A 25,382-nucleotide genomic window follows, 5' to 3' on the forward strand; every position below is an offset into this window, starting at 1 on the left:
ATGCTAGATTATTTTAGCCAAAAAAACTGGATTCTCTTGAGAGAATTGGTTAAAACAGACTTCAAATTGCGTTATCAAGGCAGTTTCATTGGGCATTTGTGGTCGATTTTAAAACCCTTAATGCTTTTTACCATTATGTATCTTGTTTTTGTTCGTTTCCTGCGTTTTGATGATGGAACGCCTCATTATGCAGTATCGCTTCTCTTAGGGATGGTGACGTGGAATTTTTTCTCAGAAGCAACCAATATGGGCATGATGTCCATTGTTGCGCGAGGGGACTTACTGCGAAAACTGAATTTTTCTAAATCAATTATCGTTTTTTCGGCTATTACTGGTGCAGCGATTAACTATGCGATCAATTTGTTGGTTGTTTTTGCTTTTGCTCTGATTAATGGCGTATCAATTACCCTAGGGTGGCTAGTTATTATCCCGCTTTTTTTGGAATTAGTTTTGATTTCAGCTGGTTTTGCCTTTATGTTGGCGACACTTTTTGTCAAATATCGTGATATTGGGCCCATTTGGGAAGTAGTGCTACAGGCAGGCTTGTATGCGACACCAATCATTTATTCACTGACTTTTATTCTGAAGGGTGGGCATGTTTTGGTCGCTAAGCTGGTGATGCTTAATCCAATGGCTCAGATTATTCAAGATCTTCGTCATTTTATCGTTTTCTCAGGCAGTACTCGGGGCTGGGATTTGATGGACCATTACTGGATTGCGCTGATTCCTTATCTATTGCCAGTAGTGATATTTGGGCTTGGATATTATATCTTTAATAAAAATGCTAAGAGATTTGCGGAGATTCTATAATGTCAAATAATATTGCGGTAAAAGTTGACCATGTCAGTAAGTTTTTTAAACTGCCAACAGAGTCAACACAAAGTTTAAGAACGAGCCTAGTCAACCGTTTTCGAGGTATCAAGGGTTACAAAGAGCAGAACGTTCTTAAGGATATTTCCTTTGAAGTGGAAAAGGGAGATTTTTATGGAATTGTTGGCCGTAATGGTTCTGGCAAATCAACTCTTCTGAAAATCATTTCAGAGATTTATATTCCCGAAAAGGGAACAGTTACCATTGATGGTAAGTTAGTTTCCTTTATCGAGCTAGGTGTCGGCTTCAATCCAGAGCTGACCGGCCGCGAAAATGTCTATATGAATGGCGCCATGCTAGGCTTCTCAACTGAAGAAGTAGATGCTATGTATGACGACATCGTTGAATTTGCTGAGCTGGGTGAGTTTATGAATCAAAAACTCAAAAATTATTCTAGCGGGATGCAGGTTCGTTTAGCCTTTTCAGTTGCTATCAAGGCTCAAGGGGACATTCTGATTTTGGATGAGGTTCTGGCTGTGGGGGACGAAGCCTTTCAGCGCAAATGTAATGATTATTTCATGGAACGGAAGCATTCGGGAAAGACAACTATTTTAGTAACTCACGACATGAATGCTGTTAAAAAGTATTGTAATAAAGCTGTTTTGATTGAAAATGGCTTAGTCAAAGTTGTCGGAAATCCAGATGATGTAGCCAACCAATACAGTTTAGATAATGCAACTGACACCAAAGCCATGAACGAAGATTATGTCGCTGAAAAGGAATCTGAGGCAGTTTCTGATTTAGAGGTTCGTCTACTAAGCTCTCCTCAGACAGCACCAAATCAAGAAATTGAATTTGAAATTAGCTATCAAGTCAATCAGGATATGCCAACCTACATAGCCTTTTCACTGACTGATATCGACCGAACCATTTGGTTGTATAATGATAATTCAATGGATAATTTGACAGAAGGAACAGGAAAGAAGACACTTAAATACAAATGCCATCTTTCTCAAATCAATCATGCAAAATTGAAATTGCAAGTTTCTGTGCGTGATGAAGAGAATCAGATTTTAGCCTTTGCAGATTCTAAGAATTCTCCAGTCCTTATTATCAGCCGACGGGATCTTAAAGATGACGATATCTCTGCAAAAGACTCAGCAACGGGATTGATTCAGCGTAATGGGGTCTGGGAAATCTCTCAATAAAATTATAAGGTGTTTTCATGGAACGAATATTACTCTATGTTCATTTTAATAAATATAAGCGCGTGAGTAATCATGTCTTCTACCAATTAGAACAGCTCAAACCCCTGTTTTCCAAAATCCTTTTTATTTCAAATAGTTATATCGAAGAAGCAATTAAGAAAAAGTTGCACGACGAATTTGGGATAAGCAATGTGTTGGAGCGGGATAATCAAGGTTATGATTTTGCAGCTTGGCGGGATGGAATGAGCGCCATAGGTTTTGAGGAGCTCAAAACCTACGACTCTCTGACTTTGATGAATGATACTTGTTTTGGTCCACTCTGGGATTTGGAGCCTATTTATAAGAGGTTTGAGGACGATACCCAGGTTGATTTTTGGGGTATGACCAACTTTCGAAAAACAAAGTATTTTGAAGAACATCTTCAGAGTTACTTTGTTACCTTTAAGCAGCAGATATTGAGGGCAATTTCTTTTCAAGAATTTTGGGAACAGGTAAAAGATTTTACTGATGTTCAAGATGTGATTGACCACTACGAGACGAAGTTCACCCAATATTTTACAGAGGCAGGTTTTAGCTATCAAGCTTTATTTGATACTCGTATAGAAGAGGCAACAGATTTAATCCATCCAGATTTTACTTATTATAAGCCTTTTACTATTCTTGAGAAAAAGGTTCCTTTTTTGAAAGTGAAAGCGATCAGTGGCAACTCTTTTTCTGCGAGGTATCTGCTGGAAGAAATCAAAGAGAGAACTTCTTATCCTGTTTCTTTAATTTCTGAGCATATATTTGAATATGTTGGTCCAGATGTACCCTGCCTTTTGCAGGATAAGCAGCTTTCGATAAATGATAAGAATGACTCGCCAGAAAAGCCGGTAGTGCTTCATATTCATGTTACAGACCTTCAAATCTTTGACCAATTTAAAGAAAAATGGGAAGTCCTTCCTCTACAATACCAATTTGTGGTGACGACAGCTGACGAAGAAATATTTTCTCAGCTTTTAGAAATCATATCAGACCGCTATCAGGTTCTTTTTGGAAAAGAAGAAAATCCGATTCGGGCGATGCTTGAACAGAGTGAGTTGTTGCAGCAATTTGCTTTCGTTGGGCATATTTCTACTGTAAATTTAGTAGATAGAATACCTCAACTTAATAGTGCGATGCGTAGAGAACTGATGGAGATGATGTTTGAAAATGCCAATGCTAGTATTAAAGCATTGGAACGAGATGGTAAGCTTGGTCTCGTTATAACAGATCTACCAAGTTTAGTCAGATATGGCTTGTTTGAGCAAAAAACATATCGGAAAGAAATGGCTGCAATTTGGCAGGAGCTCCATTGCCAGAAAACTTTTGATTTTGAACAATATCCTGTTTTTACCAGAGTGTATGGTGGCTTCCTTTGGTTTAAGCCTTCTGCTCTGATTAGACTTTTTCAAAACGACTACCAGTTATCAGCTCAAACTGAACCTCAAGTTTTAGAAAATTTGTTAGTTTATTTGGCTTGGGAACAGGACTATGATTTTAAAATCATGTCTGGACCCCCATTGCCTTCTGTATTAGATTTACAAAGAGAAACAGAGCGATTAAACCAGCATAAAGGAAAACTGGCTCATAAGAGCCTAGCAAAAAAAGTTAGAAAGTATATATCGAACCTTTTAAAAAGTTAGATAATAGTTTCTGTAGAAAGAATAATGAAATTTTTAGTCAATTATTATAAGCAAATTTCCCATTTGCTTATCAGTTTTTTAGTTTTAGATACCATAGCTGTTGCGACGTTATTCTTATTTCAAGTAAATAAGGGTTTAGATAATTATGCCAGCCTCGGTTTGGTTTTTCTCGTTTTAATAGCGGTTTTATTTGGTGTAGGTCAGATTGTTGCCCAACTGCTAAATCGAAAATTATTGGTCTGGTCTCTTCTCGTTTATGGAATCTACGCCTTGTTTTCTTATTTGCTGACGGTGACGCAGCATGTGAATGATTTTGATTTTAAAGCAGAGAATATTTTCAGTAATCACTTTGTAGAAGTTAACGGTTTACCTTACTTGCTGCTAATATTTTTATTTGCTTATCTCATAAAACGCTTTTCTTCTCTACAAAAATATCATTCCCGAAGCTTTTTGACTGTTGATGAATTCAATAGCGGTTTTCTAGAGACACTGTTCTTGTCCCAATCTTTTCTTCTCTTATCGCTAACAGATAGTAAGGTGACCGCTATTTTTCAGCAACAGAGTTTGTTAATGGATTATCTTTCAGATAGCGGCTTTGAAATTTCTCAAGATTCTATTTTTAAGTTAATTGGTTTTATTATTTTACTCTTTTTCTTATTTTCAATTCCTAGTTTTTTAGCGGTAAAGGGGTTGATAGATATTTCGAGAAATAAAGGAAGCCTTTCAGTTGCAGTCTTATGCAGTGCAGCTTTTTCTGCCATCTTCAACTATACTATTCAAAATAGTATTCGAGCGGATGTTTCTGTTTTAGAACTTCATTTATTTACTGGGGCAAGTCTCTTTCAGATAGCAGTCTTTTTTGCACTATTTATTTTTATCTATCTTGCTTTTAATCAAATTTTTCTACCCACAATTATTATATTGGTGATAGGTGTTAGTTCAACAATTGCCAGCAGCTTGAAATTTCAATATCGACAAGAACCAATTCTACCAAGTGATATTACTTGGTTAAAAGATCCGAAACTCTTATTTGATTTTCTTGGCGGTAATTATGGAATCTATGCAATTGCTAGTGTGGTAGCTATTGGTCTTTTCTATTGGTTTTTCCGTAGGAAAATTTTACCTGGAAAAATAATCGTCATGGTAAAAATTCAACTTATTTCATTGATTTTTCCTATTATTTTTTTCTTAGGTGTTTTACAGATATTCTCTTCGAAAGAGAATGGCAAAGTTGCCGATAATATTCCAGTTTTATCTATTTTGAATAATTACCATGATTTGACTTGGTTTGGTAATACAGTTAATTCGCAAATGCGGTCGGTTTCTTTTGTTTGGTTTACTCAATTATCTGATAAGCCTATGATTCAGCCAACGGGATATTCTAAAGAAAAAATTCAAGAATTAGAAAAGAAATATGGAGCACTAGCTGATTCTATCAATCAGGAACGTAAGCAGAAAATAGAAGAACAGACAGTCATTTATGTTCTTAGTGAGAGCTTTTCTGATCCAGCACGGATTTCTGGTGTATCTATGTCACAGAATCCGATTCCAAATATTCAGGAAATCATGTCTAAGACTACCAGTGGGTTGATGCAATCAGATGGCTATGGTGGTGGAACTGCGAATATGGAGTTCCAAACGTTGACCGGTTTACCGTTTTATAACCTATCACCCTCTGTCTCTGTCATTTATACAGAAGTTGTACCGAAGATGAACAAGCTTCCGGCAATCAGTGATTCCTATTCTTCTCAAAATCGTACAGTGATTCATTTAGCTTCACCAAGTAATTATTCCAGAAATATCATATACAAAGATCTGGGATATGATACCTTTATTCATTATGGAACTCAAGGGTTACAGGGAGATCATATTGGTGGAAACTATAGTGATAAAACGACCTATAATCAAGTTCTAGACCGTCTAAAAACAGACCAAAGTCAATTTTTCTCAGTTATGACGATGCAAAACCACATGCCTTGGACGGAAGTTAATCCGATTTACATGTCTGCTAGTTACTCAGGTTTCACGGAGGCAGGAAATAAATCCTTATCCAGCTATGTAAGGATGCTCTACCACACAGACAATGCGACTAAGGAGTTTCTAGATAAGCTTTCTAAAATTGATAAAAAGATAACAGTAGTCTTTTATGGTGATCACTTGCCAGGTCTATATCCTCAATCAGCTTTTAAGGATCATCCTGAAAATCAATATTTGACAGATTATTTTATCTGGAGCAATTATGAGACACCTAAGTTGAACTATCCTTTGGTCAATTCTAGTGATTTTTCAGCCTTGCTACTTGAGCAGACCAATTCGAAAGTATCTCCTTACTACGCTTTATTGACAGAGGTTCTCCATAAGGCTAGTGTGGACAAGAAGGCACTGGATTCATCAGCTCAGGAAATTGCAGATGATTTGAAATTGATCGAATATGATATGGTTGGTGGCAAAGGGTATCTTTCGAAGGATTTCTTTGCTATACCAGCAAAATAAAAAATAGAATAGGTTTACCAATTCTATTTTTTATTATTTTATGCTAAACTAGTAGTAAGGGGGGTGAAGATATGATAAAGATTTTTGGGAAAGTACGCTATCATTGGCAACCAGAAATGTCGGTGTTGGTGATTTATTGGTCTTTGTCAGTCATTCCGATTTTTATAGGACTGGCCTTGATGTACGAAAGCTCCAGTGTTCCGACTCTTGTTCTCTTTTCATTCTTTTTGTTTATGGTCTTACTGGCTATCGGTGTGCATAGATATTTCACGATTTATGATGACGGTATTTTGCGCATTATTACGGCAAATCCTTTCACGCCAATCAAGATTGATATTTCAACGATTGAGAAGCTAGAAGTAACAAAAACGTCTATCACCCTTCATTTTACAGGGAAGAGTCGTAGCAGGACCTTCTGTATGCGGAAGTGGCCAAAAAAATATTTTGTCAACGCCCTAGCTTTAAATGAACATTTTAAAGGCGAAGTGGAATTGGTAGACAATCTGACTCTTCTAGATTATTTTGAGGTCTACTATGGTGACCAATCTAAGAAAAATTAGTCTTTTAGTAAAGCTCGGGTTGGACAGTTTTTAATAGCCTCGAGAATTTCAGGCTGACTCTCAACCTCTTTTTCTAAGAGCTGGTCGTCTTGATAAAATTTGACAATGCCATTATCGTGATAATCAAAGAGATCTGAGTAGGTCTGGCAGAGTCCGCAAGCAATGCAACGTTCGGGAATGAGTGTAACTTTCATACTCATATTGTAATAAGATTTTTAGAAAAACTCAAGGAGGAAGTCATGGAAAAAGAACCATGGGAAGCAGATGTATATGATAATGGAGCAGAGAAATTGAATCGCAGAAAGAAAAGTCAGGCGAGTAAAGTTGATCGCTGGCTGACCATATTAGCAGCTATTTTTCTAGTGATGGTCATTGCTATGGCACTATTTTTCGCCTACCTCTCTACTGGTGGAAGTAATAAAAAGACCGTTATGGATGGATTTTATGGTACTTCTAATGCAGCTGCATCTTCAAGTAGCAGTGCGGAACAACCAGCTCCATCAGAGCAACCAAGTGAATCAGAAGAAAAGCCAACTCAGTCTTCAGAAGGTACTTTGACTGTTCAGCCTGGTGAAGGAGAAGCTGCGATTGCAGCGCGTGCAGGTATCTCTATTGCAAAATTAGAGCAGCTAAATCCATCGCACATGTCCACTGGTTCTTGGTATGCCAATCCAGGTGATATTGTTAAGATTCAGTAGGAGCGGGTTATGAAACAGATTCAGATTGCGATTGATGGACCTGCTTCCAGTGGAAAATCCACCGTTGCAAAGATTATTGCCAAAGATTTTAATTATACCTATTTGGATACGGGTGCCATGTACCGTGCAGCCACTTACCTAGCTTTACAAAATCATTTGACTGAAAATGATGTAGATGAGATTGTAGCCTTGCTCGAGACTTATTCGATTAGTTTTGGTCGTTCTGAAAATGGTGAGCAGCTAGTGTTTGTAGGAGATGTTGATGTCACTCATCCGATTCGAGAAAATGAAGTGACCAACAATGTTTCTTGGGTTGCTGCTGTTCCACAGGTTCGGGAAAAATTAGTGACCCTCCAGCAGTTGATTGCCGCACAAGGCGGTATCGTTATGGATGGACGAGATATTGGAACAGTCGTCTTACCAGATGCAGAATTGAAAATTTTTCTAGTTGCTTCAGTTGACGAAAGAGCAGAACGCCGCTACAAAGAGAATCTCGAAAAGGGGATTCCAGCTGATTTGGAAACTCTCAAAAAGGAAATAGCGGAGCGGGACTACAAGGATAGTCATCGTGAAGTATCACCTTTGAAACCAGCGGCTGACTCCATTCATTTTGATACGACAGGTATTGGAATTGCAGAAGTTGTCAAATTTATTGAAGAAAAAGCAAAAAAAATTATTGACAAATAAAAAGAAACTTGATATGATAGTGGAGTTGAGAAAAGCAGAAGTGAGAACTTCTCGCCTTGCGACTAACGTTGTCTGGCTCTACAGGATTCAGTTTCAGTAATGAAATACTATCATGTAGTGCGGGTTTGCGTTAGCAGGTCCGCACTTGTTTTTCTCGAAAAATAAAAAAAGAGGTGAAAACCATAGCAAAACAAGACTTATTCATCAATGATGAAATTCGTGTGCGTGAAGTTCGGTTGATCGGTCTTGACGGCGAACAATTAGGTATTAAACCGCTTAGCGAAGCGCAATCTCTTGCGGATGAAGCGAATGTTGATTTAGTCCTGATTCAGCCACAAGCTAAACCACCTGTTGCGAAAATTATGGACTATGGCAAGTTCAAGTTTGAGTACCAGAAAAAGCAGAAAGAACAACGTAAAAAACAAAGCGTTGTCACTGTGAAAGAAGTACGTCTCAGTCCTACCATTGATAAAGGGGACTTTGATACAAAACTTCGTAACGCACGCAAGTTCCTTGAAAAAGGAAATAAAGTTAAGGTATCCATTCGCTTTAAAGGCCGGATGATTACCCACAAAGAAATCGGGGCTAAGGTCTTGGCAGACTTTGCTGAAGCGACTCAAGATGTTGCAATCATTGAGCAAAAGCCTAAGATGGATGGACGTCAAATGTTCATGCAAATGGCACCGATTAGTGACAAAAAATAAACTGTCAAAAAGTTAGAAAAAGGAGATTTTATCATGCCAAAACAAAAAACACACCGCGCATCAGCTAAACGTTTCAAACGTACAGGTTCTGGTGGCTTGAAGCGTTTCCGTGCTTACACTTCTCACCGTTTCCACGGAAAAACTAAGAAACAACGTCGTCATCTTCGTAAAGCATCAATGGTTTCTGCAGGAGATTTCAAACGTATCAAAGCAATGCTTACAGGTCTTAAATAAGAGATTTTGTAACAATTATCTAGGAAATATTTGGAGGAAATAAAACATGGCACGTGTTAAAGGTGGCGTTGTATCACGCAAACGTCGTAAACGTATTTTAAAATTAGCTAAAGGTTACTATGGAGCAAAACACATCTTGTTCCGTACTGCAAAAGAGCAAGTAATGAACTCTTACTACTATGCATACCGTGACCGTCGTCAGAAAAAACGTGACTTCCGCAAATTGTGGATCACTCGTATCAATGCGGCAGCTCGTTTGAACGGACTTTCATACTCACAATTGATGCATGGTTTGAAATTGGCTGAGATCGAAGTGAACCGTAAAATGCTTGCTGATTTGGCTGTTAATGATGCAGCAGCTTTCACAGCTCTTGCAGATGCAGCTAAGGCTAAACTTGCTAAATAAGAATACAAAAAGTTGAAACATCGTTTCAACTTTTTTCTTTTCAGGATGACAATCGCTAAGTGTTTTAGTATAATATAGTGAGAATGGATGGAGGACTGAATGATGATGTCAAATCGGCTAGCTTGGGATGAATACTTTGCAGCACAGGCACTTTTGATTGCCAATCGTTCGACCTGTAAGCGCGCCAAGGTCGGAGCGGTCTTAGTCAAGGATAATAAAGTCATATCGACCGGCTACAATGGCTCTGTTTCAGGAACGGAACACTGTATTGATCATGAGTGTTTGGTTATTGATGGTCACTGCGTTCGGACCTTGCATGCAGAGGTCAATGCTATCTTGCAGGGAGCGGAGCGGGGCGTTCCTAAGGGATTTACGGCTTATGTGACTCATTTCCCTTGTCTCAACTGTACCAAGCAACTGCTTCAAGTCGGCTGCAAGCGGGTGGTTTACATCAACCAATATCGGATAGATGACTATGCTCAGTATCTTTACAGGGAGAAAGAAGTGGAACTGGTGCATTTGCCACTGGAAGATGTGAAAGAAGCCATTGCTCAGACAGAGTTGGTATAGTTTGTTTGAAATGTTTAGCACTAATAATCCACTTGAGTAGAATAAATCTAAATGATAAAGTTATAGTTTTGAACTATAACTTTTCTTTTGAAAATGGTTCAGCATAATTCTAAAAATCATGATATAATGGATAGGTTATATAGTCCCGATAAGATGGTAGGAAACTTCTATCAGTACTTTGTAACTCGCAAACAATGACGGCTCCAAAGTCACTCGTCATTCAACGGTTGCCGCTATATTGCGGTCACCCTATGCGCCTTACTAGCTACAGGAATAAAAAAATATCGTTTTTATTTCTTTCGCGTCGTAACTCGTGGGCGAGATGATTTGCAATCATTTTGGAGTTTGTTTACTTGTTTAATATTTTTTAAGGGGGGACATTTCTATGTCAGAACGTAAACTTTTCACGTCTGAATCTGTATCGGAGGGACATCCCGATAAGATTGCAGACCAAATTTCCGATGCTATTTTGGATGCTATTTTAGCTCAGGATCCAGAGGCTCATGTTGCAGCTGAAACTGCTGTTTATACAGGCTCCGTCCATGTTTTTGGAGAAATTTCGACTACTGCCTATGTAGATATCAATCGGGTGGTTCGTGATACCATTGCAGAGATTGGCTACACCAATACAGAGTATGGCTTTTCTGCAGAAACAGTAGGCGTCCATCCATCTTTGGTGGAGCAGTCGCCAGATATTGCTCAAGGGGTCAATGAAGCATTTGAGGTTCGTGGAAATGCTCAAAAGGATCCGCTGGATTTGATTGGGGCTGGTGACCAAGGTCTCATGTTTGGCTTTGCTGTGGATGAAACACCAGAGCTCATGCCATTGCCTATTTCTCTCAGTCACAAACTGGTGCGTCGTTTGGCAGAACTGCGCAAATCAGGTGAATTATCTTATCTGCGACCAGATGCCAAGTCTCAGGTTACGGTCGAATACGATGAAAATGATCGCCCAATTCGTGTAGATACGGTAGTTATTTCTACCCAGCATGATCCTGAAGTCAGCAATGAACAGATTCATCAGGATGTTATCCAAAAGGTCATTGCTCAAGTGATTCCAAGCGAATATTTGGATGGTCAGACCAAGGTCTTTATCAATCCTACTGGCCGCTTTGTTATCGGTGGCCCGCAAGGGGACTCTGGCTTGACAGGACGTAAGATTATTGTGGATACCTATGGTGGCTATTCTCGCCACGGCGGTGGTGCCTTCTCTGGTAAGGATGCAACTAAGGTCGATCGCTCTGCGTCTTACGCGGCTCGTTATATCGCTAAAAATATCGTAGCTGCTGGTTTGGCTAAAAAAGTAGAAGTGCAGTTGGCCTATGCCATTGGGGTTGCTCAGCCCGTTTCAGTCCGCATTGATACTTTTGGAACAGGCGTAGTTTCTGAAAGCAGACTTCAGAATGCTGTCCGCCAAATCTTTGATTTGCGTCCGGCAGGTATTATCCAAATGTTGGATTTGAAACGCCCAATCTATCGCCAAACAGCTGCTTATGGCCATATGGGTCGGACAGACATCGATCTTCCTTGGGAACGCACAGACAAGGTAGCTGCGCTCCAAGCAGCTTTGCAATAAAATAGTAGCTCTCAGTTTAAACTGAGGGCTTTTTTGTCTAGGAAAATAGACAGAACTATGATATAATAAAGAGCAATACCGTGAAAGAGCTAAATTTTAAAACATGAAAAAAATTGTAATTAATGGTGGTCGCCCTTTAAAAGGAGAGGTGACTATTAATGGTGCCAAAAATAGTGTTGTGGCCCTTATCCCAGCTATTATTTTAGCTGATAATGTTGTTACTTTAGATGGTGTACCGGCGATTTCGGATGTTGATAGCCTCATCGAAATCATGGAAATCATGGGAGCGACTGTCAAGCGGTCTGGCGATTGCTTGGAGGTTGATCCTAGAAACATCAAGAATATGCCGATGCCATCTGGTAAAATCAATAGTCTACGGGCTTCTTATTATTTTTATGGAAGTTTGCTAGGCCGCTTTGGAGAAGCGACAGTTGGGCTTCCTGGAGGCTGTGACCTTGGTCCTCGTCCGATTGATCTCCATCTCAAGGCTTTTGAAGCGATGGGCGCTCACATGACCATGGAAGGCAATTATATGAAATTGTCAACGGGTGGCAAACGCTTGGCTGGAGCTAGTATTTACATGGATACCGTTAGTGTCGGTGCTACGATTAATACGATGTTGGCAGCAGTCAAGGCTGAGGGGCGTACGGTGATTGAAAATGCGGCGCGTGAGCCAGAAATCATCGATGTAGCTACGCTACTTAACAATATGGGAGCTCATATTCGTGGGGCTGGGACTGACATTATCATAATTGAAGGTGTAGACAGCCTTCATGGAACGCGCCATCAAGTGATTCCGGATCGGATTGAGGCTGGGACCTATATTTCTTTGGCGGCAGCAATTGGACAAGGTGTCCAGATCAATAATGTTCTTTATGAACATTTGGAAAGTTTCATTGCTAAGCTAGAGGAAATGGGTGTGCGCATGACCATTTCAGAAGACAGCATCTTTGTAGAAGGGCAGAAGGAATTAAAAGCTATTAACATCAAGACTTCGCCTTATCCTGGCTTTGCTACGGATTTGCAGCAGCCAATCACTCCGCTTTTGCTGACAGCTCATGGCCATGGAAAAATCGTTGATACCATCTATGAGAAACGGGTTAATCATGTCGCTGAGTTAGCAAAGATGACTGGTAAAATTTCGACTGCTAGCAATCAGATCGTCTATGAAGGACCAAATCAGCTGCAAGGTGCTTCTGTGAAAGCAACGGATTTGCGTGCGGGTGCAGCCTTGGTGATTGCTGGTCTGATGGCTCAAGGCCGAACAGAGATTACCAATATTGAATTTATTTTACGCGGTTATTCCAATATTATTGAAAAATTAAGAAGTCTGGGTGCGGACATCCAGCTCATCGAAGAATAAGCGTTCATCGCTTATTTTTTATAGGGGAAGCCTATGAATTTGTGGACACAGTTAGCAGCTTTTTCTTTTATTGAAACGGAGCATTCGTTTTTACGCCCGATTCTTTTTGGAGATGCAGAATCCCTTTATAAAATTGCTTCCAATCCGGATAATACCGAGTTTATTTTTCCGACTGAAAGTAGCTTGCAGGAAAGTGAATATGTCATCGCCAATTATTTTATGAAAGATCCTTTGGGAATCTGGGCAATTTGTGATAAAGAAACGAATGAAATGATTGGTTCCATTAAATTTGAAAAAATGGACGAAATAAAAAAAGAAGCTGAACTAGGATATTTTTTGAGAAAAGACTACTGGGGACAGGGCTTGATGACTGAAGTTGTCCGTGAATTGGTTTTTCTTTCCTTTACGAAATTCGACTTTAAGCGTCTAACAATCATCACGCATGAAGAGAATATTGCTAGTCAGAGAGTTGCACTGAAAGCTGGTTTTAAGCTCTTCCGTCAGTTTAAGGGGAGCGACCGCTATACGAGAAAGATGAGAGATTACACCGAATATCGTTACGAAAAAGGAGATTTCAATGAGTAAACACCAGGAAATTTTGGCTTATCTTGAAAATCTTCCAATTGGCAAGCGAGTCAGTGTTCGGAGTATTTCAAATTACTTGGGGGTCAGCGACGGAACTGCCTACCGAGCGATCAAGGAAGCTGAAAATAGAGGAATTGTCGAAACCAGACCCAGAAGTGGGACTATCCGAGTGAAGTCTAAAAAGGTTGTTTTAGAGCACCTGACTTACAAGGAAATTGCTGATATTACTGGATCAGAGGTGCTTGCCGGCGAAAAGGGACTGGAAAAAGAATTTAACAAGTTCTCCATCGGAGCTATGACCGAGCAAAATATCCTACGTTACTTAAACGAAGGCGGCCTACTTATTGTCGGGGATCGGACGCAGATTCAGATCTTGGCTCTTGAGAATGAGAATGCCGTGCTAGTAACGGGAGGATTTGAAGTTGACCCAGAGGTTTTAAAATTGGCCAATCGTATTGAAATTCCCGTCCTAAGAACCAAGCACGATACCTATACCGTGGCGACCATGATTAACCGCGCCCTGTCCAATATCCAGATTAAAACTGATATTTTGACAGTAGAACAGGTTTATAGGGCTAGTCACGAATATGGTTTCTTGCATGATACAGATACCGTTCGTAACTATCTAGACTTGGTTCGTCGTAACCGCACTAGTCGTTTTCCAGTCGTTAATCAGCATCAAATGCTGGTTGGTGTCGTGACGATGCGGGATGCGGGAGATAAATCTCCTTTGACTACCTTGGATAAGGTTATGACCCGGAAAATCTTCATGACTGGTCTTTCAGCAAATATTGCCAATATCAGTCAGCGCATGATTGCAGAGGATTTTGAGATGATTCCGGTAGTGCGTGCCAATCAGACTCTCCTTGGGGTGATTACTCGTCGGGATATTATGGAGAAAATGAGTCGCTCTCAGATTTCTAGTTTGCCGACCTTCAGTGAGCAGGTGGGCCAGAAGCTTCATCGCCAAGAGGATATTTTTTCATTTACTGTCGAGCCTTTCATGCTGGAGCAAAATAGAGTCTTGGCTAATGGCGTCCTGACGGAAATTATCACTCGGATTACGCAGCAGTTGATGACGACGAATAGCCAGAGCTTAATCGTTGATCAGATGATGATTCATTTCTTTCAGGCTGTTCAGATTGATGATGTCCTGCAGATTCGGCCACGTATTATTCATCAGACGCGGCGGACAGCAGTGATTGACTATGATATCTACTTAGATTCGCTCATCGTTGCCAAAGCAACGATTACTGTAAAAATTACTTAATAAAGAGGTTAATAATGATTACTATAAAATCACAACGTGAGATTGATTTAATGGACAAGAGCGGAGATTTCTTAGCTTCTGTTCATATCGGCTTGAGAGATTTGATCAAGCCAGGTATTGACATGTGGGACATTGAAGAATATGTCCGCAAGCGCTGTAAAGAAGCTAATGCCTTGCCCCTTCAGATTGGCGTAGAGGGCAGTATCATGGATTATCCTTATGCGACTTGTTGTTCTCTCAATGATGAGGTAGCCCATGCCTTTCCTCGCCATCAAAAATTGGTAGAAGGCGATATCATCTGTGTGGACATGGTTGTTGGCTTAGTCGACAAGGCTGAGCTGGATGTATCTAAGCTGGACTTTAACAACGTAGAGCAGATGAAGCAATATACAGAAAGCTTCCGTGGTGGTGTCGCAGACTCTTGCTGGGCTTATGCTGTTGGACAGATTAGTCCAGAAGCGCAGCAGCTCATGGATGTGACTAAGGAATGTCTATACCGAGGAATTGCAGCCGCACAAGTTGGCAATCGCATTGGAGACATAGGTGCAGCCATTCAAGAATATGCTGAAAGTCATGGCTATGGAGTGGTTCGTGATTTGGTTGGTCACGGGGTTGGCCCAACCATGCATGAGGAGCCAATGGTGCCGCATTATGGCCGTGCGGGACGTGGCCTGCGCCTACGGGAGGGAATGGTTCTGACTGTCGAGCCAATGATCAATACAGGTACATGGGAAATTGACACGGACTTTGAGACCGGTTGGGCGCATAAAACCCTAGATGGCGGTCTTTCTTGCCAATATGAGCATCAATTTGTCATTACCAAAGATGGTCCTGTGATTCTAACCAGCCAGGGCGAAGAAGGGACTTATTAAGTATAGAGGGCTGGGCTTGTCCCAGTCTTTTTGAATAGGAGAGAGATGTGACAGGATTCATCAAAAAGATAAGAGAAAATGAATTTCTCAGAGCTTTTTTCCATTTTTATCAGGCGTCGGAGGCAGATATTACCAGCATTGCTGTGGCCTATTATTTTCTGATTTCGATTTTTCCCTTGCTATTGATTGCGGCAAATATTCTGCCCTATTTTCAAATTCGTCCAGATGAGCTCTTGGTTGCGCTGAAAGACATACTGCCAGAGTCATTGTATATGACGATCGCCAAGGTTGTCCGAGATGTGCTGACCAAGCCTTCGACAGGTTTGCTGAGTATTTCTATCCTGTCTGCCCTGTGGACTTTTTCCCAGAGCATGACTTTTTTGCAAAAGGCTTTTAATAAATGCTATGGTACGAAGCAAGGGCGGGGGCTTATCTGGGAGCGGATCTTTGCTTTTATCATGAGTCTAGGTTTGCAAGTCCTACTAGGCTTGTCGCTCGTTTTGACCCTATTTGGTCGAATGCTGGTTGGGATTCTTTATAATTTCTGGCAGTTTGACCGTGGCCTCTACCAGCAGTTGCTGACAATGACAGAGCCTACGATTTATCTGATGCTCTTTCTCTCGCTGATTCTGCTTTATTTTTCTTTACCTAATGTGAAGATTCCCAAAATCCGCTATGTCCTACCAGGTGCGACCTTGGTTCTTGCTATCATTTATAGCCTCATGAACCTTTTTACTGTTTATATTGAAGCTTACCTGGATCGCTTTTTAGATGTGCGTTTTGTCGGCTCAGTGGTGGTTGTGATTATCATGTTTTGGTTTATCTTGATTGCCAAGGTGCTAATCGTCGGTGCTGTCCTCAATGCAAGCATCCAAAGTCGTTTCGTATCGCACTTTGAAAGCCGTAGTGGTGAGCTTATTCTGAGATTTGATGAAGAAGGAAAAGCGGGTAAGGATACAGATGTATAATAGGTGAAATATGAAACAAACAATTTTTAATGCCTCGTTAGAGGAAAGTATGAATTTAGTGACAGATCAGTATATCAAAACTTCATTTGAGGATTTCAATGAAAAAGGTTATGAGGGAAAGCTTTTAGGATTTGTTACAATACAATTTATCCTATTTCTAATCTTTCTTTTTAGTATTTGGGTTGATTCTCAAAATTTGCAGTTTTTATTTATGAAAGTAAGCCTCATAAATGGTGCTTTTTTTGGATTGGGATTTGTGGGGTTTGCTGGCTATTTAATTGATCTAACCAAAATAAAAAATCAGTCAATACTATCCTATTATTACTTTAATAAATGGGCTGGTTTTATGACTTTTCTTCTTCTTTTGCAATGTCTAGTAATAGGTATAGCTGGAGCAGGAACGATAATAGGAATGATTTTATCTGGCGCATTATATACGGTTGCTTTTATTCTGTACTTTATTAGACTATTTCAAAATTTTCAGAAGAACACGCTCGAAATTTTGTATCAAGAGTCTACTTACTCAAATAGAGGAGCGGATTTTCTCGATCGTTTTGTTGTATTTGCAAAAAGGTACGGAGGGCTTATCCTATTTCTAATAGTTATTTTCCGTATCTTTTTCCCAAACTCGGATCTTATTCAGCAAAATGGTACCTTTCGTTCAATTTTTGTAGCCATTAATCCAATAATATTTGTCCCCTTCCTTTACTTTCTGTATGTTTTAAGTGTGAACAATTTTCAAGGCTACTATCTCAAAAAATATTTGGAAGATTACCGCCAGTTATCTGACTACTCCATAGAAGACTGGTATGGGAAAGAATCGAAAAGATACAAAGAGTCGTTGGATCAGGAAGTTTAGTTCTTCATGGAAATTTTCAAAGATAAATATTTTTATTGCATTTGCAATAAAAATCTGTTATACTATCTTCAGAAGGAGGAAGTATGTCAATTTTACGTGAGATTGGAATCATTGCTCGGGCTTTGGACTCTATCGCTAATATTGAGTTTCGTGACATAGATTTGGCGCGGGGGCAATATCTCTATCTAGTGCGGATTGCGGAGAATCCTGGAATCATTCAGGAGGAGCTGTCGGATTTGCTCAAGGTAGATCGCTCGACGGTGGCTCGTTCAGTCAAAAAGCTAGAAAGCAAGGGTTTACTGGAACAGCGGCCAGCTGCCAATAACCGCAAGAACAAGGAATGGTTTGTTACCGAAAAGGGGGCGGCCCTCTATCCTCTTATCTTAGCGGAAAACGAATATTCGGAGCAGGTTTCGTTGGAAAAATTTTCAGAAAACGAGCGAAAAGAGTTAGAAAAGTTGCTAGTTCGCGTCCGAGAGAACATTACCAAGGACTGGGAGCTAGTCAAAAAAGGCCAGAAAAGAAATTATTGAGGTGAAGCATGAAAATTACAGTTGAAAATGAATTTTGGACTTTGTTTCCAGAAGCTCAGATTAGTGTTTTAGTGGTCAAGGGACTGGATAATAGAGTGGATGAAAGTAAGGATCCTTATTTCAAATCCCTGCTGGATAAGGGCGCAAAGCGAGCAGCAGACTTTATTCCAGATGAGAACTTCACTCAGAATAATGTCATTCAGGAGTGGCGACAGGCTTTCAGCCAATTCAAGACTAAAAAAGGAGCGCGTTCCTCTATCGAAGCCCTGCTCAAGCGGGTCAGTCAAGGACGGGAATTCAACCCCATCAATCCTTTGGTAGATATTTATAATAGTGTTTCCCTTTCTTATGCTGTTCCTTGTGGCGGTGAGGATTTGGACAAGATTGTCGGCGGCCTTTATCTGGGAAAGGCCAAGGGTGGTGAAGCATTCTTTCCATTAGGAGCTGAGACTGATGCACCAGCTTTACCGGAAGAAATCATCTACTATGATGATGAGGGAGCGGTCTGCCGTTGCCTTAACTGGAGAGAAGCGCAGCGAACCATGTTGACAGAAGAGACCAAGGATGCCATCTTGGTTATCGAAGCCATCAATGGAGAGCAGGCGGCGCGTGCTCAAGCAGCTATGACTGAACTCCAGACTCTGATTGAGGATTATTTTGGTGTTAAGGGTGAAATCACCCATCTGACTCTTGATAATCCAAGCTTGGAAGTCTAAAAATAAAAACATCTGGATCAGAAATATCTGGTCCAGATTTGTTTTTATAGGAGAAATAAGCCGAGCCATCTTATTTTGCCTTGTTTTTAAAGACAAAAATTTTGCTGAAGACATAGTTGAGAACGATAATCAGCACTTGAGCTATCAAGGTTTCAATGGTGTTGACCATCTTAATATCGTTGTGGACGAATTGACCAATAATCTGCGGGAAGCTAGTGACAAAGATAAAGGTTAGCAGCAAGTTCAAGGCCATAGTAGCCAGTCGGGCAGTGAAAAATTTGACCAATCGAACTGGCCAGCCCTGTCTTTTCTGCTTGAAAACGATAGTATCGTTGGTCACAAAGGCAAAGAGAATGCCCAGAATATCACCGATTATCGTAGCCAGTAGTTCGTTTCCTGTCAGTTCATAGCAGAGCATCCGACTGACAACGGATACAAGAGTGGTTGCCACACCAAAGAAAAGATAGGACAGAACCTCATTGTCAAAGAATTTTTTAATCAAAGTTTTCATAAGCATAGTCTATCACATTTCTAGGATTTATGCTATACTAGTGAAGTTGTCGATTTTTGGGAGATGATTTTCCCGTCTGACGCAACCCTTGGCGCTTAACTTCTTTCGCCAAGCATATTACACGCGCTCATGCGCTAAAGGAGAAAACATGAAACAAGAAAACTTATCAGTCCGTGATTTGGTTCAGATTGCCATTGTTGCTGCTATTTATGTGGCCCTTACGATTACGCCCCCTTTAAATGCTATAAGCTATGGTGCTTACCAGTTCAGAATTTCTGAAATGATGAACTTTATGGCCTTTTACAATCGTAAATACATCCTGGGAGTGACCATCGGCTGTATGATTGCCAATCTATATAGCTTTGGAATCATTGACGTCTTTGTCGGCGGTTGGTCAACTTTAGTCTTCCTATCATTAGGTGTCTACCTCTTCAGCCGCTATAAGAATCAATACCTGATTAAAGATTTACTTCGTTTGGATCACTTCTATTTTGCCATTTTCTTTTCTATTTCGATGGTGACGATTGCGGCAGAGTTGTATTTCTTACAGGGCTTGCCATTCTTCCTGACTTGGTTCACAACGGCTATTGGAGAATTTGCTTCCTTGATTGTTGGAGCTATCCTTATTAACCAGATTGCTAAAAGGATTGATTTGACAAAATAAGACAGCAGAGAGCGGTATTTCCGCTCTTTTTCTGTCCTCTTTTTTAGGAAGAATTCGGGACAAATAGAGGAAGATTTTGTGTATTTGTGATAAAATAGAAGTATGAAAGAAAGAATGTCAGAATTAGTCAAATTGCTCAATCGATACGCTCATGAGTATTATACGGCAGATAGGCCAAGTGTATCAGACAGCGAGTATGACAGACTCTATCGTGAGTTAGTGGAGTTAGAAGAAAAGTACCCAACTGATATCCTACCTGATAGCCCAACGCATCGGGTGGGTGGGAAGATTTTAGAAGGATTTGAAAAATATCCACACCAGTATCCTCTCTTTAGTTTGCAGGATGCTTTTTCACGTGAAGAATTACTAGCCTTTGACCAGCGGATTCGCAAGGAATTTCCTCAGGTTTCCTATATTTGTGAGCTCAAGATTGATGGACTTTCTATTTCCCTGACCTATGAAAAGGGAATCTTGGTAGCAGGGGCGACTCGGGGAGATGGCTCTGTTGGAGAAAACATCACTGAGAATCTCAAGCGAGTCAAGGATATTCCACTGACTTTGAAAGAGCCGCTGGACATTACGGTACGCGGAGAGTGCTACATGCCCAAGGCTTCCTTTGATGCGGTTAATCAGCTGCGGCAGGAGAATGGCGAGCCTGAGTTTGCCAATCCCCGCAATGCGGCAGCAGGAACCTTGCGGCAGTTGGACACAGCAGTTGTGGCCAAGCGCAACCTAGCAACCTTCCTTTACCAAGAAGCCAGTCCGACTGAGGCCGGCAGCCAAGAAGCAGTTTTGAACAAGCTAGCTTCTTTGGACTTCTCAGTTAATCCGATTCATTTTCTAGCGGATTCGATTGATGCCGTTTGGGAGTTTATCGAAAAGATTGCCAAAGAGCGGGACAGTCTGCCTTATGAGATCGACGGTATTGTCATCAAGGTCAATGACCTGGCGGTGCAAGAAGAACTTGGCTTTACGGTCAAGGCACCTAAGTGGGCCATCGCTTATAAGTTTCCAGCTGAGGAAAAGGAAGCCCAGCTTCTGTCTGTTGACTGGACAGTCGGTCGGACGGGAGTTGTGACTCCAACGGCGAACTTGACACCAGTTCAGCTAGCGGGAACGACTGTCAGCCGAGCAACTTTGCACAATGTGGACTATATTGCAGAGAAGGATATTCGTCAGAAAGACACCGTTATCGTCTATAAGGCGGGGGATATTATTCCTGCTGTCTTGCGCGTGGTGGAGTCCAAGCGCATTTCAGAAGAGCCTTTGGAAATACCAAGTCACTGTCCGAGCTGTGAGAGTGAGCTGGTGCATTTTGAGGACGAAGTGGCTCTGCGCTGCATCAATCCCCTCTGCCCAGCCCAGATCAAGGAAGGCTTGATTCACTTTGCCAGCCGAGATGCCATGAATATTACTGGCCTTGGTCCAGCAGTAGTCGAAAAGGTCTTTGATAAGGCCTTGGTCAAGGATGTGGCTGGAATTTACCGACTTTCTGTAGAAGATTTGCTGACCTTGGACGGCTTTAAGGAAAAATCAGCGAATAAATTGTATAATGCCATTCAAGCTTCTAAGGAAAACTCAGCGGAGAAATTGCTCTTTGGTCTGGGAATCCGTCACGTGGGAAGCAAGGCTAGTCGGATTTTGATGGAGAAATTCCACGATATTCCTAAGCTGTCTCAGGCTAGTCAAGAGGAAATTTCTTCTATTGACAGTTTGGGGACAGTTATCGCTCAGAGTCTGCATTCTTACTTTGAGCAGGAAGGCAGTCAGCTTCTCCTGCAGGAATTGCAAGAAGCTGGCGTCAACCTAGACTATCTAGGGGAGAAAGTGGCAGCGGATGCTGCTCTCGCTGGCAAAACAGTCGTATTGACCGGAAAATTACAAAAATTAACACGGAATCAAGCTAAAGAAAAGTTGCTGAGCTTGGGTGCAAATGTCGCTGGAAGTGTGTCTAAAAAGACAGATTTGGTAGTGGCAGGTACCGATGCCGGCAGCAAATTAACCAAAGCTCAAGAACTTGGGATCGAGATTCGAGACGAGGACTGGCTAGATAGCTTGTGAGGCTGAGTATGGAAAACAAAATAAAAAAAGCAAGATTGATTTATAACCCAACTTCTGGGCAGGAAATTATCAAAAAAAATATTGCCGAAGTCTTGGATGTCTTGGAAGATGTTGGCTATGAGACTAGTGCCTACCAGACGACTCCAGAGCCTTTCTCTGCTCAGCGAGAAGCTGAAAGAGCAGCAAGAGCAGGTTTTGATTTAGTTATAGCAGCTGGTGGAGATGGGACTATCAATGAAGTAGTGAACGGGGTTGCAGGCTTAGATGTGCGCCCCAAGCTGGCTTTCATCCCAACTGGTACAACAAATGATTATGCGCGTGCTCTGAAAATTCCCATGGGAGATCCAGTAGCTGCAGCTCGGATTATCGAGAAAAATCAGACGATTCAGATGGATATCGGTCGGGCTTACGGCAGCAAATACTTTATCAACATTGCGGCGGCGGGCACTCTGACAGAGCTGACTTACAGTGTCCCTAGTGAAGTCAAGACCCGTCTAGGCTATCTGGCTTATGTAGCCGAAGGAGCCAAAATGCTGCCGCGCTCCAAATCCCGTAAGGTACGGATTGAGCATGACCATGGTGTTTTTGAGGGCAAGATTTCGCTTATCTTTGCAGCCTTGACTAATTCTATCGGAGGCTTTGAAAAACTAGCGCCAGATACCAAACTGGACGATGGAAATTTCACCTTGATCCTTGTAAAAACGGCTAAGTTGTTTGATATGCTTAGTCTCATCATACAGGCAATTAATGGTGGCCAACATGTGACGGATGCTAATGTTGAATATCTGAAAACCAGCAAATTGAAGCTAGAAGTATTGGATAAAAAAGCACCCTTTATGTTGAATCTGGACGGTGAGTACGGAGGAGATACACCAGTAGAATTAGAAGTTTTGCACAATCATCTGGAGTTTTTCGCCAATATAGATGAAATCGATGAGAGCGCTCTTTCCTTAGAAAAATTAGAATGAAGAGATAAATGAAAATGCTAGACTATAAGGTCATTGTCCATTACCACAATCCTAAGGGAGATTACTTTTCTTATGATTTGTGGCAGTGGCAGACGGATCAGTGGGGAAAAGAAGCACCTTTTTCTAAACTAGATTATTTTGGTATTCAGGGAGAACTATCTTTTGAAAGTTGGGAGCCTCTTAGTCAGGCTCATGTGATTGTCAAGCGTTCAGACTGGTCCAGCCAATCTTGCGATTATCACATTGACTTATTGCCAGTTCATTTGCCCACAGAGGTTTGGTTGATTGAAGGAGATCATCAGGTCTACTATTCCTTGCAAGCGGCGACGACGAGCCACCAATATTCGCGGCGACGTCCTCATAATTTCGATGTGGCCATGCGGTCGGATTATTTTGATGAATGCTGGGGCTACCAAGGTTGGCTTGGGCATCGTCTGCGGGGGCAAGTGAATGAGTTTAAAGTTTGGGCTCCGACAGCCAAAAAAGTTGAATTGCTAGTCTATGAAACTTCGGATAATCAAGCAGCTGTTTATAAAGAATTCCCTATGGAAAAGGGAGAGATTTACTCGCACGATCATGCTAAAAATACAATCGGAGTTTGGTCGGTGGAAGTGCCAGAAGATTTAGCTGGTAAGGCCTACCAGTATCATGTTCATTTTGAGAACCAGCATTTTTTGACGCGCGATCCTTATACAATCGCTACCAGTCCAGATGGCAAGCGTTCAGCTATTGTTTCCGAACAGGACAAGACTGTTGCTGGTTTTAAGGTATGTCAAGGCAAGGAGGCAACTTGGCGTTTAGATAACCCAAATCAGGCGGTCATCTATGAGATGCATATCCGAGATATTAGCAAATCGCCTAGTTCAGGGGTCGCAGAGCATTTGCGAGGGACTTTTTTAGGGGCTTGTCAAAGCGGCACTAGAAATAGTCAGGGAGACCAGACTACTTTTGATTATATTCGCAATCTAGGTATCAATGTCGTGCAGCTCCAGCCGGTTTCTGACCGACACAAGGACTATGACGAAAATGGCCAAGTTACTTATAACTGGGGCTATGATCCGCAGAACTACAATGCACCAGAAACCAGTTTTTCTTCTAATCCAGATGATCCGGGTCAGGCCATCCGAGATTTGAAAACTATGATTCAGGCTTATCATGATGCAGGGATTTCTGTGACCTTAGATGTGGTTTACAATCATATTTATTCCACCTTTGATTCAGCCTTTCAGTCAACGGTTCCCGATTATTACTACCGGATGAATCCCAACGGTTCTTTCCAAAACGGTACCGGAGTTGGCAGCGAGACGGCCAGTGAGCATGAAATGTTCCGCAAATTCATGATTGATTCACTTCGCTATTGGGTAGAAGAATTCAATGTGGATGGCTTCCGTTTTGATTTGATGGGAATCCATGATGTCACCACCATGAATATCATCCGAGAAGAAATGGATAAAATTGATCCACGGATTTTGCTTTATGGTGAAGGTTGGGATATGGGGACAGGCCTGATGCCAGAGAACAAGGCTAAGAAAGACAATGCTTATCAACTGCCGCGAATTGGCTTTTTCAATGATACCCAGCGCGATGCGATAAAGGGTGCTGAAGTCTACGGTGGTCTGAAAGCTGGTTATGTGAGCGGACAAGCGACTGAGGATATTATAGCAAAGGCTATTTTGGGTAGCAGTGAGTTAGGCTCCTATTTGACACCAAGCCAAGTTCTTAATTATGTGGAGGCGCATGATAATTTCAATCTGCATGACTTGCTGGTTGACTTGCACCCAGATGATGATGAGGTCACTCGGACCAAAAGAATTGAGCTGGCGACAGCTATGAACTTGCTTATGCAGGGTATGGCATTTATGGAATTGGGCCAAGAATTTTCTCGCACGAAACTAATAGGAACAGGCGAAGAGGGCCAAGTCCTTCCTAGCGACCGTGACAGAGCAATGAATAGCTACAATGCTCCCGATGCTGTCAACCAAGTGAATTGGGAATTGATTAGCCAACATCAGGAGAGTATTGACTATATCAAGCAAATCATTCGCTTAAAGACAAGTCAGAAGGAATTTTCTTATCAAACCTATGAAGAGATTTACAAACATGTCTTTGTAAGAGAAGCCTTTGCTGGCAGTGGTATCGTCATTTTTGAGATTAAAGATGAAAAACATTATGAAATCATTTTTAATGCAAGTGGCTTGCCCTATTACCTTGAGAATGCGGATCACCTACGTTTGTTGGTCGGAAATAGTCGTCATAAGAGACCCTTCTATGTGGAGAATCTGACCGCTTCCGTTTTTGAAGTGATTGCATAATATGAATAAAAATAAGAAAAGATTGAAGACGGCTTTGTGGCTCACGTTTTCAATCTTTTTTTGTGCTTCAAAAATAAAAACTCTCCCCAA

Annotated in this window: 26 protein-coding genes, 1 riboswitch and 1 other annotated feature; of the genes, 24 read left to right on the plus strand and 2 right to left on the minus strand. The window is 41.2% G+C overall.

Going from position 1 to position 25,382, the window contains the following annotated elements; all coding sequences use genetic code 11:
• From A0765_RS07945 to A0765_RS07965, 5 genes are all read left to right on the plus strand, one after another.
• On the plus strand, positions 1-810 hold the full coding sequence (locus A0765_RS07945) for an ABC transporter permease (RefSeq protein WP_062005856.1): 810 nt from the start codon (positions 1-3) through the stop codon (positions 808-810).
• The gene (locus A0765_RS07950) at positions 810-2,018 is read left to right on the plus strand and encodes an ABC transporter ATP-binding protein (protein ID WP_062005857.1); all 1,209 of its coding nucleotides are present in this window, start codon (positions 810-812) and stop codon (positions 2,016-2,018) included. The genes A0765_RS07945 and A0765_RS07950 overlap by 1 nt, the downstream gene beginning before the upstream one ends.
• Positions 2,019-2,035: 17 nt before the next feature.
• Complete coding sequence (locus A0765_RS07955) at positions 2,036-3,682, plus strand: rhamnan synthesis F family protein (protein WP_062005859.1); 1,647 nt, start codon at positions 2,036-2,038, stop codon at positions 3,680-3,682.
• Between the two features lie 24 nt (positions 3,683-3,706).
• Positions 3,707-6,175, plus strand: coding sequence for an LTA synthase family protein (locus tag A0765_RS07960; RefSeq protein WP_062005861.1), 2,469 nt, complete (start codon positions 3,707-3,709; stop codon positions 6,173-6,175).
• A gap of 71 nt (positions 6,176-6,246) precedes the next feature.
• Positions 6,247-6,735, plus strand: coding sequence for an EbsA family protein (locus A0765_RS07965; protein ID WP_045499491.1), 489 nt, complete (start codon positions 6,247-6,249; stop codon positions 6,733-6,735).
• On the opposite strand, the gene A0765_RS07970 is transcribed toward A0765_RS07965, so the two are convergent.
• Positions 6,732-6,929: a ferredoxin gene (locus A0765_RS07970; RefSeq protein ID WP_306452468.1), complete on the minus strand. Its 198-nt coding sequence runs from the start codon at positions 6,927-6,929 to the stop codon at positions 6,732-6,734. The genes A0765_RS07965 and A0765_RS07970 overlap by 4 nt on opposite strands.
• A 45-nt stretch (positions 6,930-6,974) precedes the next feature.
• On the opposite strand from A0765_RS07970, the gene A0765_RS07975 reads away from it, so the two are divergent.
• The 15 genes from A0765_RS07975 (at position 6,975) to A0765_RS08045 (ending at position 18,776) form a co-directional block, all read left to right on the plus strand.
• Entirely contained in the window at positions 6,975-7,433 is a 459-nt protein-coding gene (locus tag A0765_RS07975; RefSeq protein ID WP_048765175.1) for an SAG1386/EF1546 family surface-associated protein, read from the plus strand.
• Between the two features lie 9 nt (positions 7,434-7,442).
• Positions 7,443-8,120 carry a (d)CMP kinase gene (cmk, locus tag A0765_RS07980; RefSeq protein ID WP_062005862.1) on the plus strand — a complete coding sequence of 226 codons (678 nt, stop codon included), beginning with the start codon at positions 7,443-7,445 and terminating at the stop codon, positions 8,118-8,120.
• 26 nt (positions 8,121-8,146) lie between these two features.
• Positions 8,147-8,277, plus strand: a sequence feature (ribosomal protein L20 leader region).
• A 16-nt stretch (positions 8,278-8,293) separates the two neighbouring features.
• Positions 8,294-8,824 (plus strand): translation initiation factor IF-3, encoded by a 531-nt coding sequence (gene infC / locus A0765_RS07985; RefSeq protein WP_015604487.1) that lies wholly within the window; start codon positions 8,294-8,296, stop codon positions 8,822-8,824.
• A 33-nt stretch (positions 8,825-8,857) separates the two neighbouring features.
• Positions 8,858-9,058, plus strand: coding sequence for a 50S ribosomal protein L35 (rpmI, locus tag A0765_RS07990; RefSeq protein ID WP_015604488.1), 201 nt, complete (start codon positions 8,858-8,860; stop codon positions 9,056-9,058).
• Between the two features lie 46 nt (positions 9,059-9,104).
• Positions 9,105-9,464 carry a 50S ribosomal protein L20 gene (rplT, locus tag A0765_RS07995; RefSeq protein ID WP_005590588.1) on the plus strand — a complete coding sequence of 120 codons (360 nt, stop codon included), beginning with the start codon at positions 9,105-9,107 and terminating at the stop codon, positions 9,462-9,464.
• A 102-nt stretch (positions 9,465-9,566) separates the two neighbouring features.
• Positions 9,567-10,034, plus strand: a complete 468-nt coding sequence (locus tag A0765_RS08000) for a deoxycytidylate deaminase (RefSeq protein WP_062005947.1) — start codon at positions 9,567-9,569, stop codon at positions 10,032-10,034.
• 385 nt (positions 10,035-10,419) lie between these two features.
• Positions 10,420-11,610 (plus strand): methionine adenosyltransferase, encoded by a 1,191-nt coding sequence (gene metK / locus A0765_RS08005; protein WP_062005864.1) that lies wholly within the window; start codon positions 10,420-10,422, stop codon positions 11,608-11,610.
• Positions 11,611-11,713: 103 nt separating this feature from the next.
• Positions 11,714-12,973 (plus strand): UDP-N-acetylglucosamine 1-carboxyvinyltransferase, encoded by a 1,260-nt coding sequence (gene murA / locus A0765_RS08010; RefSeq protein ID WP_062005866.1) that lies wholly within the window; start codon positions 11,714-11,716, stop codon positions 12,971-12,973.
• Between the two features lie 33 nt (positions 12,974-13,006).
• Entirely contained in the window at positions 13,007-13,558 is a 552-nt protein-coding gene (locus A0765_RS08015) for a GNAT family N-acetyltransferase (protein ID WP_062005868.1), read from the plus strand.
• Complete coding sequence (spxR, locus tag A0765_RS08020; protein WP_062005870.1) at positions 13,551-14,828, plus strand: CBS-HotDog domain-containing transcription factor SpxR; 1,278 nt, start codon at positions 13,551-13,553, stop codon at positions 14,826-14,828. The genes A0765_RS08015 and spxR overlap by 8 nt, the downstream gene beginning before the upstream one ends.
• 14 nt (positions 14,829-14,842) lie before the next feature.
• Positions 14,843-15,700, plus strand: coding sequence for a methionyl aminopeptidase (locus A0765_RS08025; protein WP_045499515.1), 858 nt, complete (start codon positions 14,843-14,845; stop codon positions 15,698-15,700).
• A gap of 47 nt (positions 15,701-15,747) precedes the next feature.
• A complete protein-coding gene (locus A0765_RS08030; protein WP_062005872.1) occupies positions 15,748-16,668 on the plus strand; it encodes a YihY/virulence factor BrkB family protein in 921 nt (306 codons plus the stop codon).
• Between the two features lie 10 nt (positions 16,669-16,678).
• The gene (locus A0765_RS08035) at positions 16,679-17,527 is read left to right on the plus strand and encodes a hypothetical protein (protein ID WP_062005874.1); all 849 of its coding nucleotides are present in this window, start codon (positions 16,679-16,681) and stop codon (positions 17,525-17,527) included.
• 83 nt (positions 17,528-17,610) lie between these two features.
• A complete protein-coding gene (locus A0765_RS08040; RefSeq protein ID WP_062005876.1) occupies positions 17,611-18,060 on the plus strand; it encodes a MarR family winged helix-turn-helix transcriptional regulator in 450 nt (149 codons plus the stop codon).
• A gap of 8 nt (positions 18,061-18,068) precedes the next feature.
• A complete protein-coding gene (locus tag A0765_RS08045; protein ID WP_062005878.1) occupies positions 18,069-18,776 on the plus strand; it encodes a B3/B4 domain-containing protein in 708 nt (235 codons plus the stop codon).
• A 70-nt stretch (positions 18,777-18,846) separates the two neighbouring features.
• Here the strand turns inward: A0765_RS08045 and A0765_RS08050 are convergent, their stop codons facing one another.
• The gene (locus tag A0765_RS08050) at positions 18,847-19,287 is read right to left on the minus strand and encodes a GtrA family protein (protein WP_062005949.1); all 441 of its coding nucleotides are present in this window, start codon (positions 19,285-19,287) and stop codon (positions 18,847-18,849) included.
• A 28-nt stretch (positions 19,288-19,315) separates the two neighbouring features.
• Positions 19,316-19,438, plus strand: a riboswitch (PreQ1 riboswitch).
• Here A0765_RS08050 and A0765_RS08055 point away from each other — a divergent pair.
• The 4 genes from A0765_RS08055 (at position 19,436) to pulA (ending at position 25,292) form a co-directional block, all read left to right on the plus strand.
• The gene (locus A0765_RS08055) at positions 19,436-19,951 is read left to right on the plus strand and encodes a QueT transporter family protein (RefSeq protein WP_062005880.1); all 516 of its coding nucleotides are present in this window, start codon (positions 19,436-19,438) and stop codon (positions 19,949-19,951) included. (Overlaps the previous riboswitch by 3 nt.)
• A gap of 102 nt (positions 19,952-20,053) precedes the next feature.
• Positions 20,054-22,012: an NAD-dependent DNA ligase LigA gene (gene ligA, locus A0765_RS08060; protein ID WP_062005881.1), complete on the plus strand. Its 1,959-nt coding sequence runs from the start codon at positions 20,054-20,056 to the stop codon at positions 22,010-22,012.
• An 8-nt stretch (positions 22,013-22,020) separates the two neighbouring features.
• The gene (locus A0765_RS08065) at positions 22,021-22,980 is read left to right on the plus strand and encodes a diacylglycerol kinase family lipid kinase (protein WP_048765144.1); all 960 of its coding nucleotides are present in this window, start codon (positions 22,021-22,023) and stop codon (positions 22,978-22,980) included.
• 14 nt (positions 22,981-22,994) lie between these two features.
• Complete coding sequence (gene pulA / locus A0765_RS08070; RefSeq protein ID WP_062005951.1) at positions 22,995-25,292, plus strand: type I pullulanase; 2,298 nt, start codon at positions 22,995-22,997, stop codon at positions 25,290-25,292.
• Positions 25,293-25,382 lie beyond the last annotated feature (90 nt).

Source organism: Streptococcus cristatus, assembly GCF_001588905.1.
Classification (GTDB): Bacteria; Bacillota; Bacilli; order Lactobacillales; family Streptococcaceae; genus Streptococcus; species Streptococcus cristatus_N.

Coding starts and splice junctions, on each gene's coding strand:
- spxR (WP_062005870.1), top strand. CDS start 13,551: ATGAGTAAACACCAGGAAATTTTGGCTTATCTTGAAAATCTTCCAATT.
- A0765_RS08055 (WP_062005880.1), top strand. CDS start 19,436: ATGAAACAAGAAAACTTATCAGTCCGTGATTTGGTTCAGATTGCCATT.
- A0765_RS08040 (WP_062005876.1), top strand. CDS start 17,611: ATGTCAATTTTACGTGAGATTGGAATCATTGCTCGGGCTTTGGACTCT.
- A0765_RS07955 (WP_062005859.1), top strand. CDS start 2,036: ATGGAACGAATATTACTCTATGTTCATTTTAATAAATATAAGCGCGTG.
- metK (WP_062005864.1), top strand. CDS start 10,420: ATGTCAGAACGTAAACTTTTCACGTCTGAATCTGTATCGGAGGGACAT.
- rpmI (WP_015604488.1), top strand. CDS start 8,858: ATGCCAAAACAAAAAACACACCGCGCATCAGCTAAACGTTTCAAACGT.
- A0765_RS08025 (WP_045499515.1), top strand. CDS start 14,843: ATGATTACTATAAAATCACAACGTGAGATTGATTTAATGGACAAGAGC.
- A0765_RS08045 (WP_062005878.1), top strand. CDS start 18,069: ATGAAAATTACAGTTGAAAATGAATTTTGGACTTTGTTTCCAGAAGCT.
- A0765_RS08015 (WP_062005868.1), top strand. CDS start 13,007: ATGAATTTGTGGACACAGTTAGCAGCTTTTTCTTTTATTGAAACGGAG.
- murA (WP_062005866.1), top strand. CDS start 11,714: ATGAAAAAAATTGTAATTAATGGTGGTCGCCCTTTAAAAGGAGAGGTG.
- pulA (WP_062005951.1), top strand. CDS start 22,995: ATGCTAGACTATAAGGTCATTGTCCATTACCACAATCCTAAGGGAGAT.
- A0765_RS07970 (WP_306452468.1), bottom strand. CDS start 6,929: ATGAAAGTTACACTCATTCCCGAACGTTGCATTGCTTGCGGACTCTGC.
- A0765_RS07965 (WP_045499491.1), top strand. CDS start 6,247: ATGATAAAGATTTTTGGGAAAGTACGCTATCATTGGCAACCAGAAATG.
- A0765_RS08000 (WP_062005947.1), top strand. CDS start 9,567: ATGATGTCAAATCGGCTAGCTTGGGATGAATACTTTGCAGCACAGGCA.
- A0765_RS07975 (WP_048765175.1), top strand. CDS start 6,975: ATGGAAAAAGAACCATGGGAAGCAGATGTATATGATAATGGAGCAGAG.
- A0765_RS07950 (WP_062005857.1), top strand. CDS start 810: ATGTCAAATAATATTGCGGTAAAAGTTGACCATGTCAGTAAGTTTTTT.
- A0765_RS07960 (WP_062005861.1), top strand. CDS start 3,707: ATGAAATTTTTAGTCAATTATTATAAGCAAATTTCCCATTTGCTTATC.
- rplT (WP_005590588.1), top strand. CDS start 9,105: ATGGCACGTGTTAAAGGTGGCGTTGTATCACGCAAACGTCGTAAACGT.
- A0765_RS07945 (WP_062005856.1), top strand. CDS start 1: ATGCTAGATTATTTTAGCCAAAAAAACTGGATTCTCTTGAGAGAATTG.
- A0765_RS08050 (WP_062005949.1), bottom strand. CDS start 19,287: ATGAAAACTTTGATTAAAAAATTCTTTGACAATGAGGTTCTGTCCTAT.
- A0765_RS08065 (WP_048765144.1), top strand. CDS start 22,021: ATGGAAAACAAAATAAAAAAAGCAAGATTGATTTATAACCCAACTTCT.
- cmk (WP_062005862.1), top strand. CDS start 7,443: ATGAAACAGATTCAGATTGCGATTGATGGACCTGCTTCCAGTGGAAAA.
- A0765_RS08035 (WP_062005874.1), top strand. CDS start 16,679: ATGAAACAAACAATTTTTAATGCCTCGTTAGAGGAAAGTATGAATTTA.
- ligA (WP_062005881.1), top strand. CDS start 20,054: ATGAAAGAAAGAATGTCAGAATTAGTCAAATTGCTCAATCGATACGCT.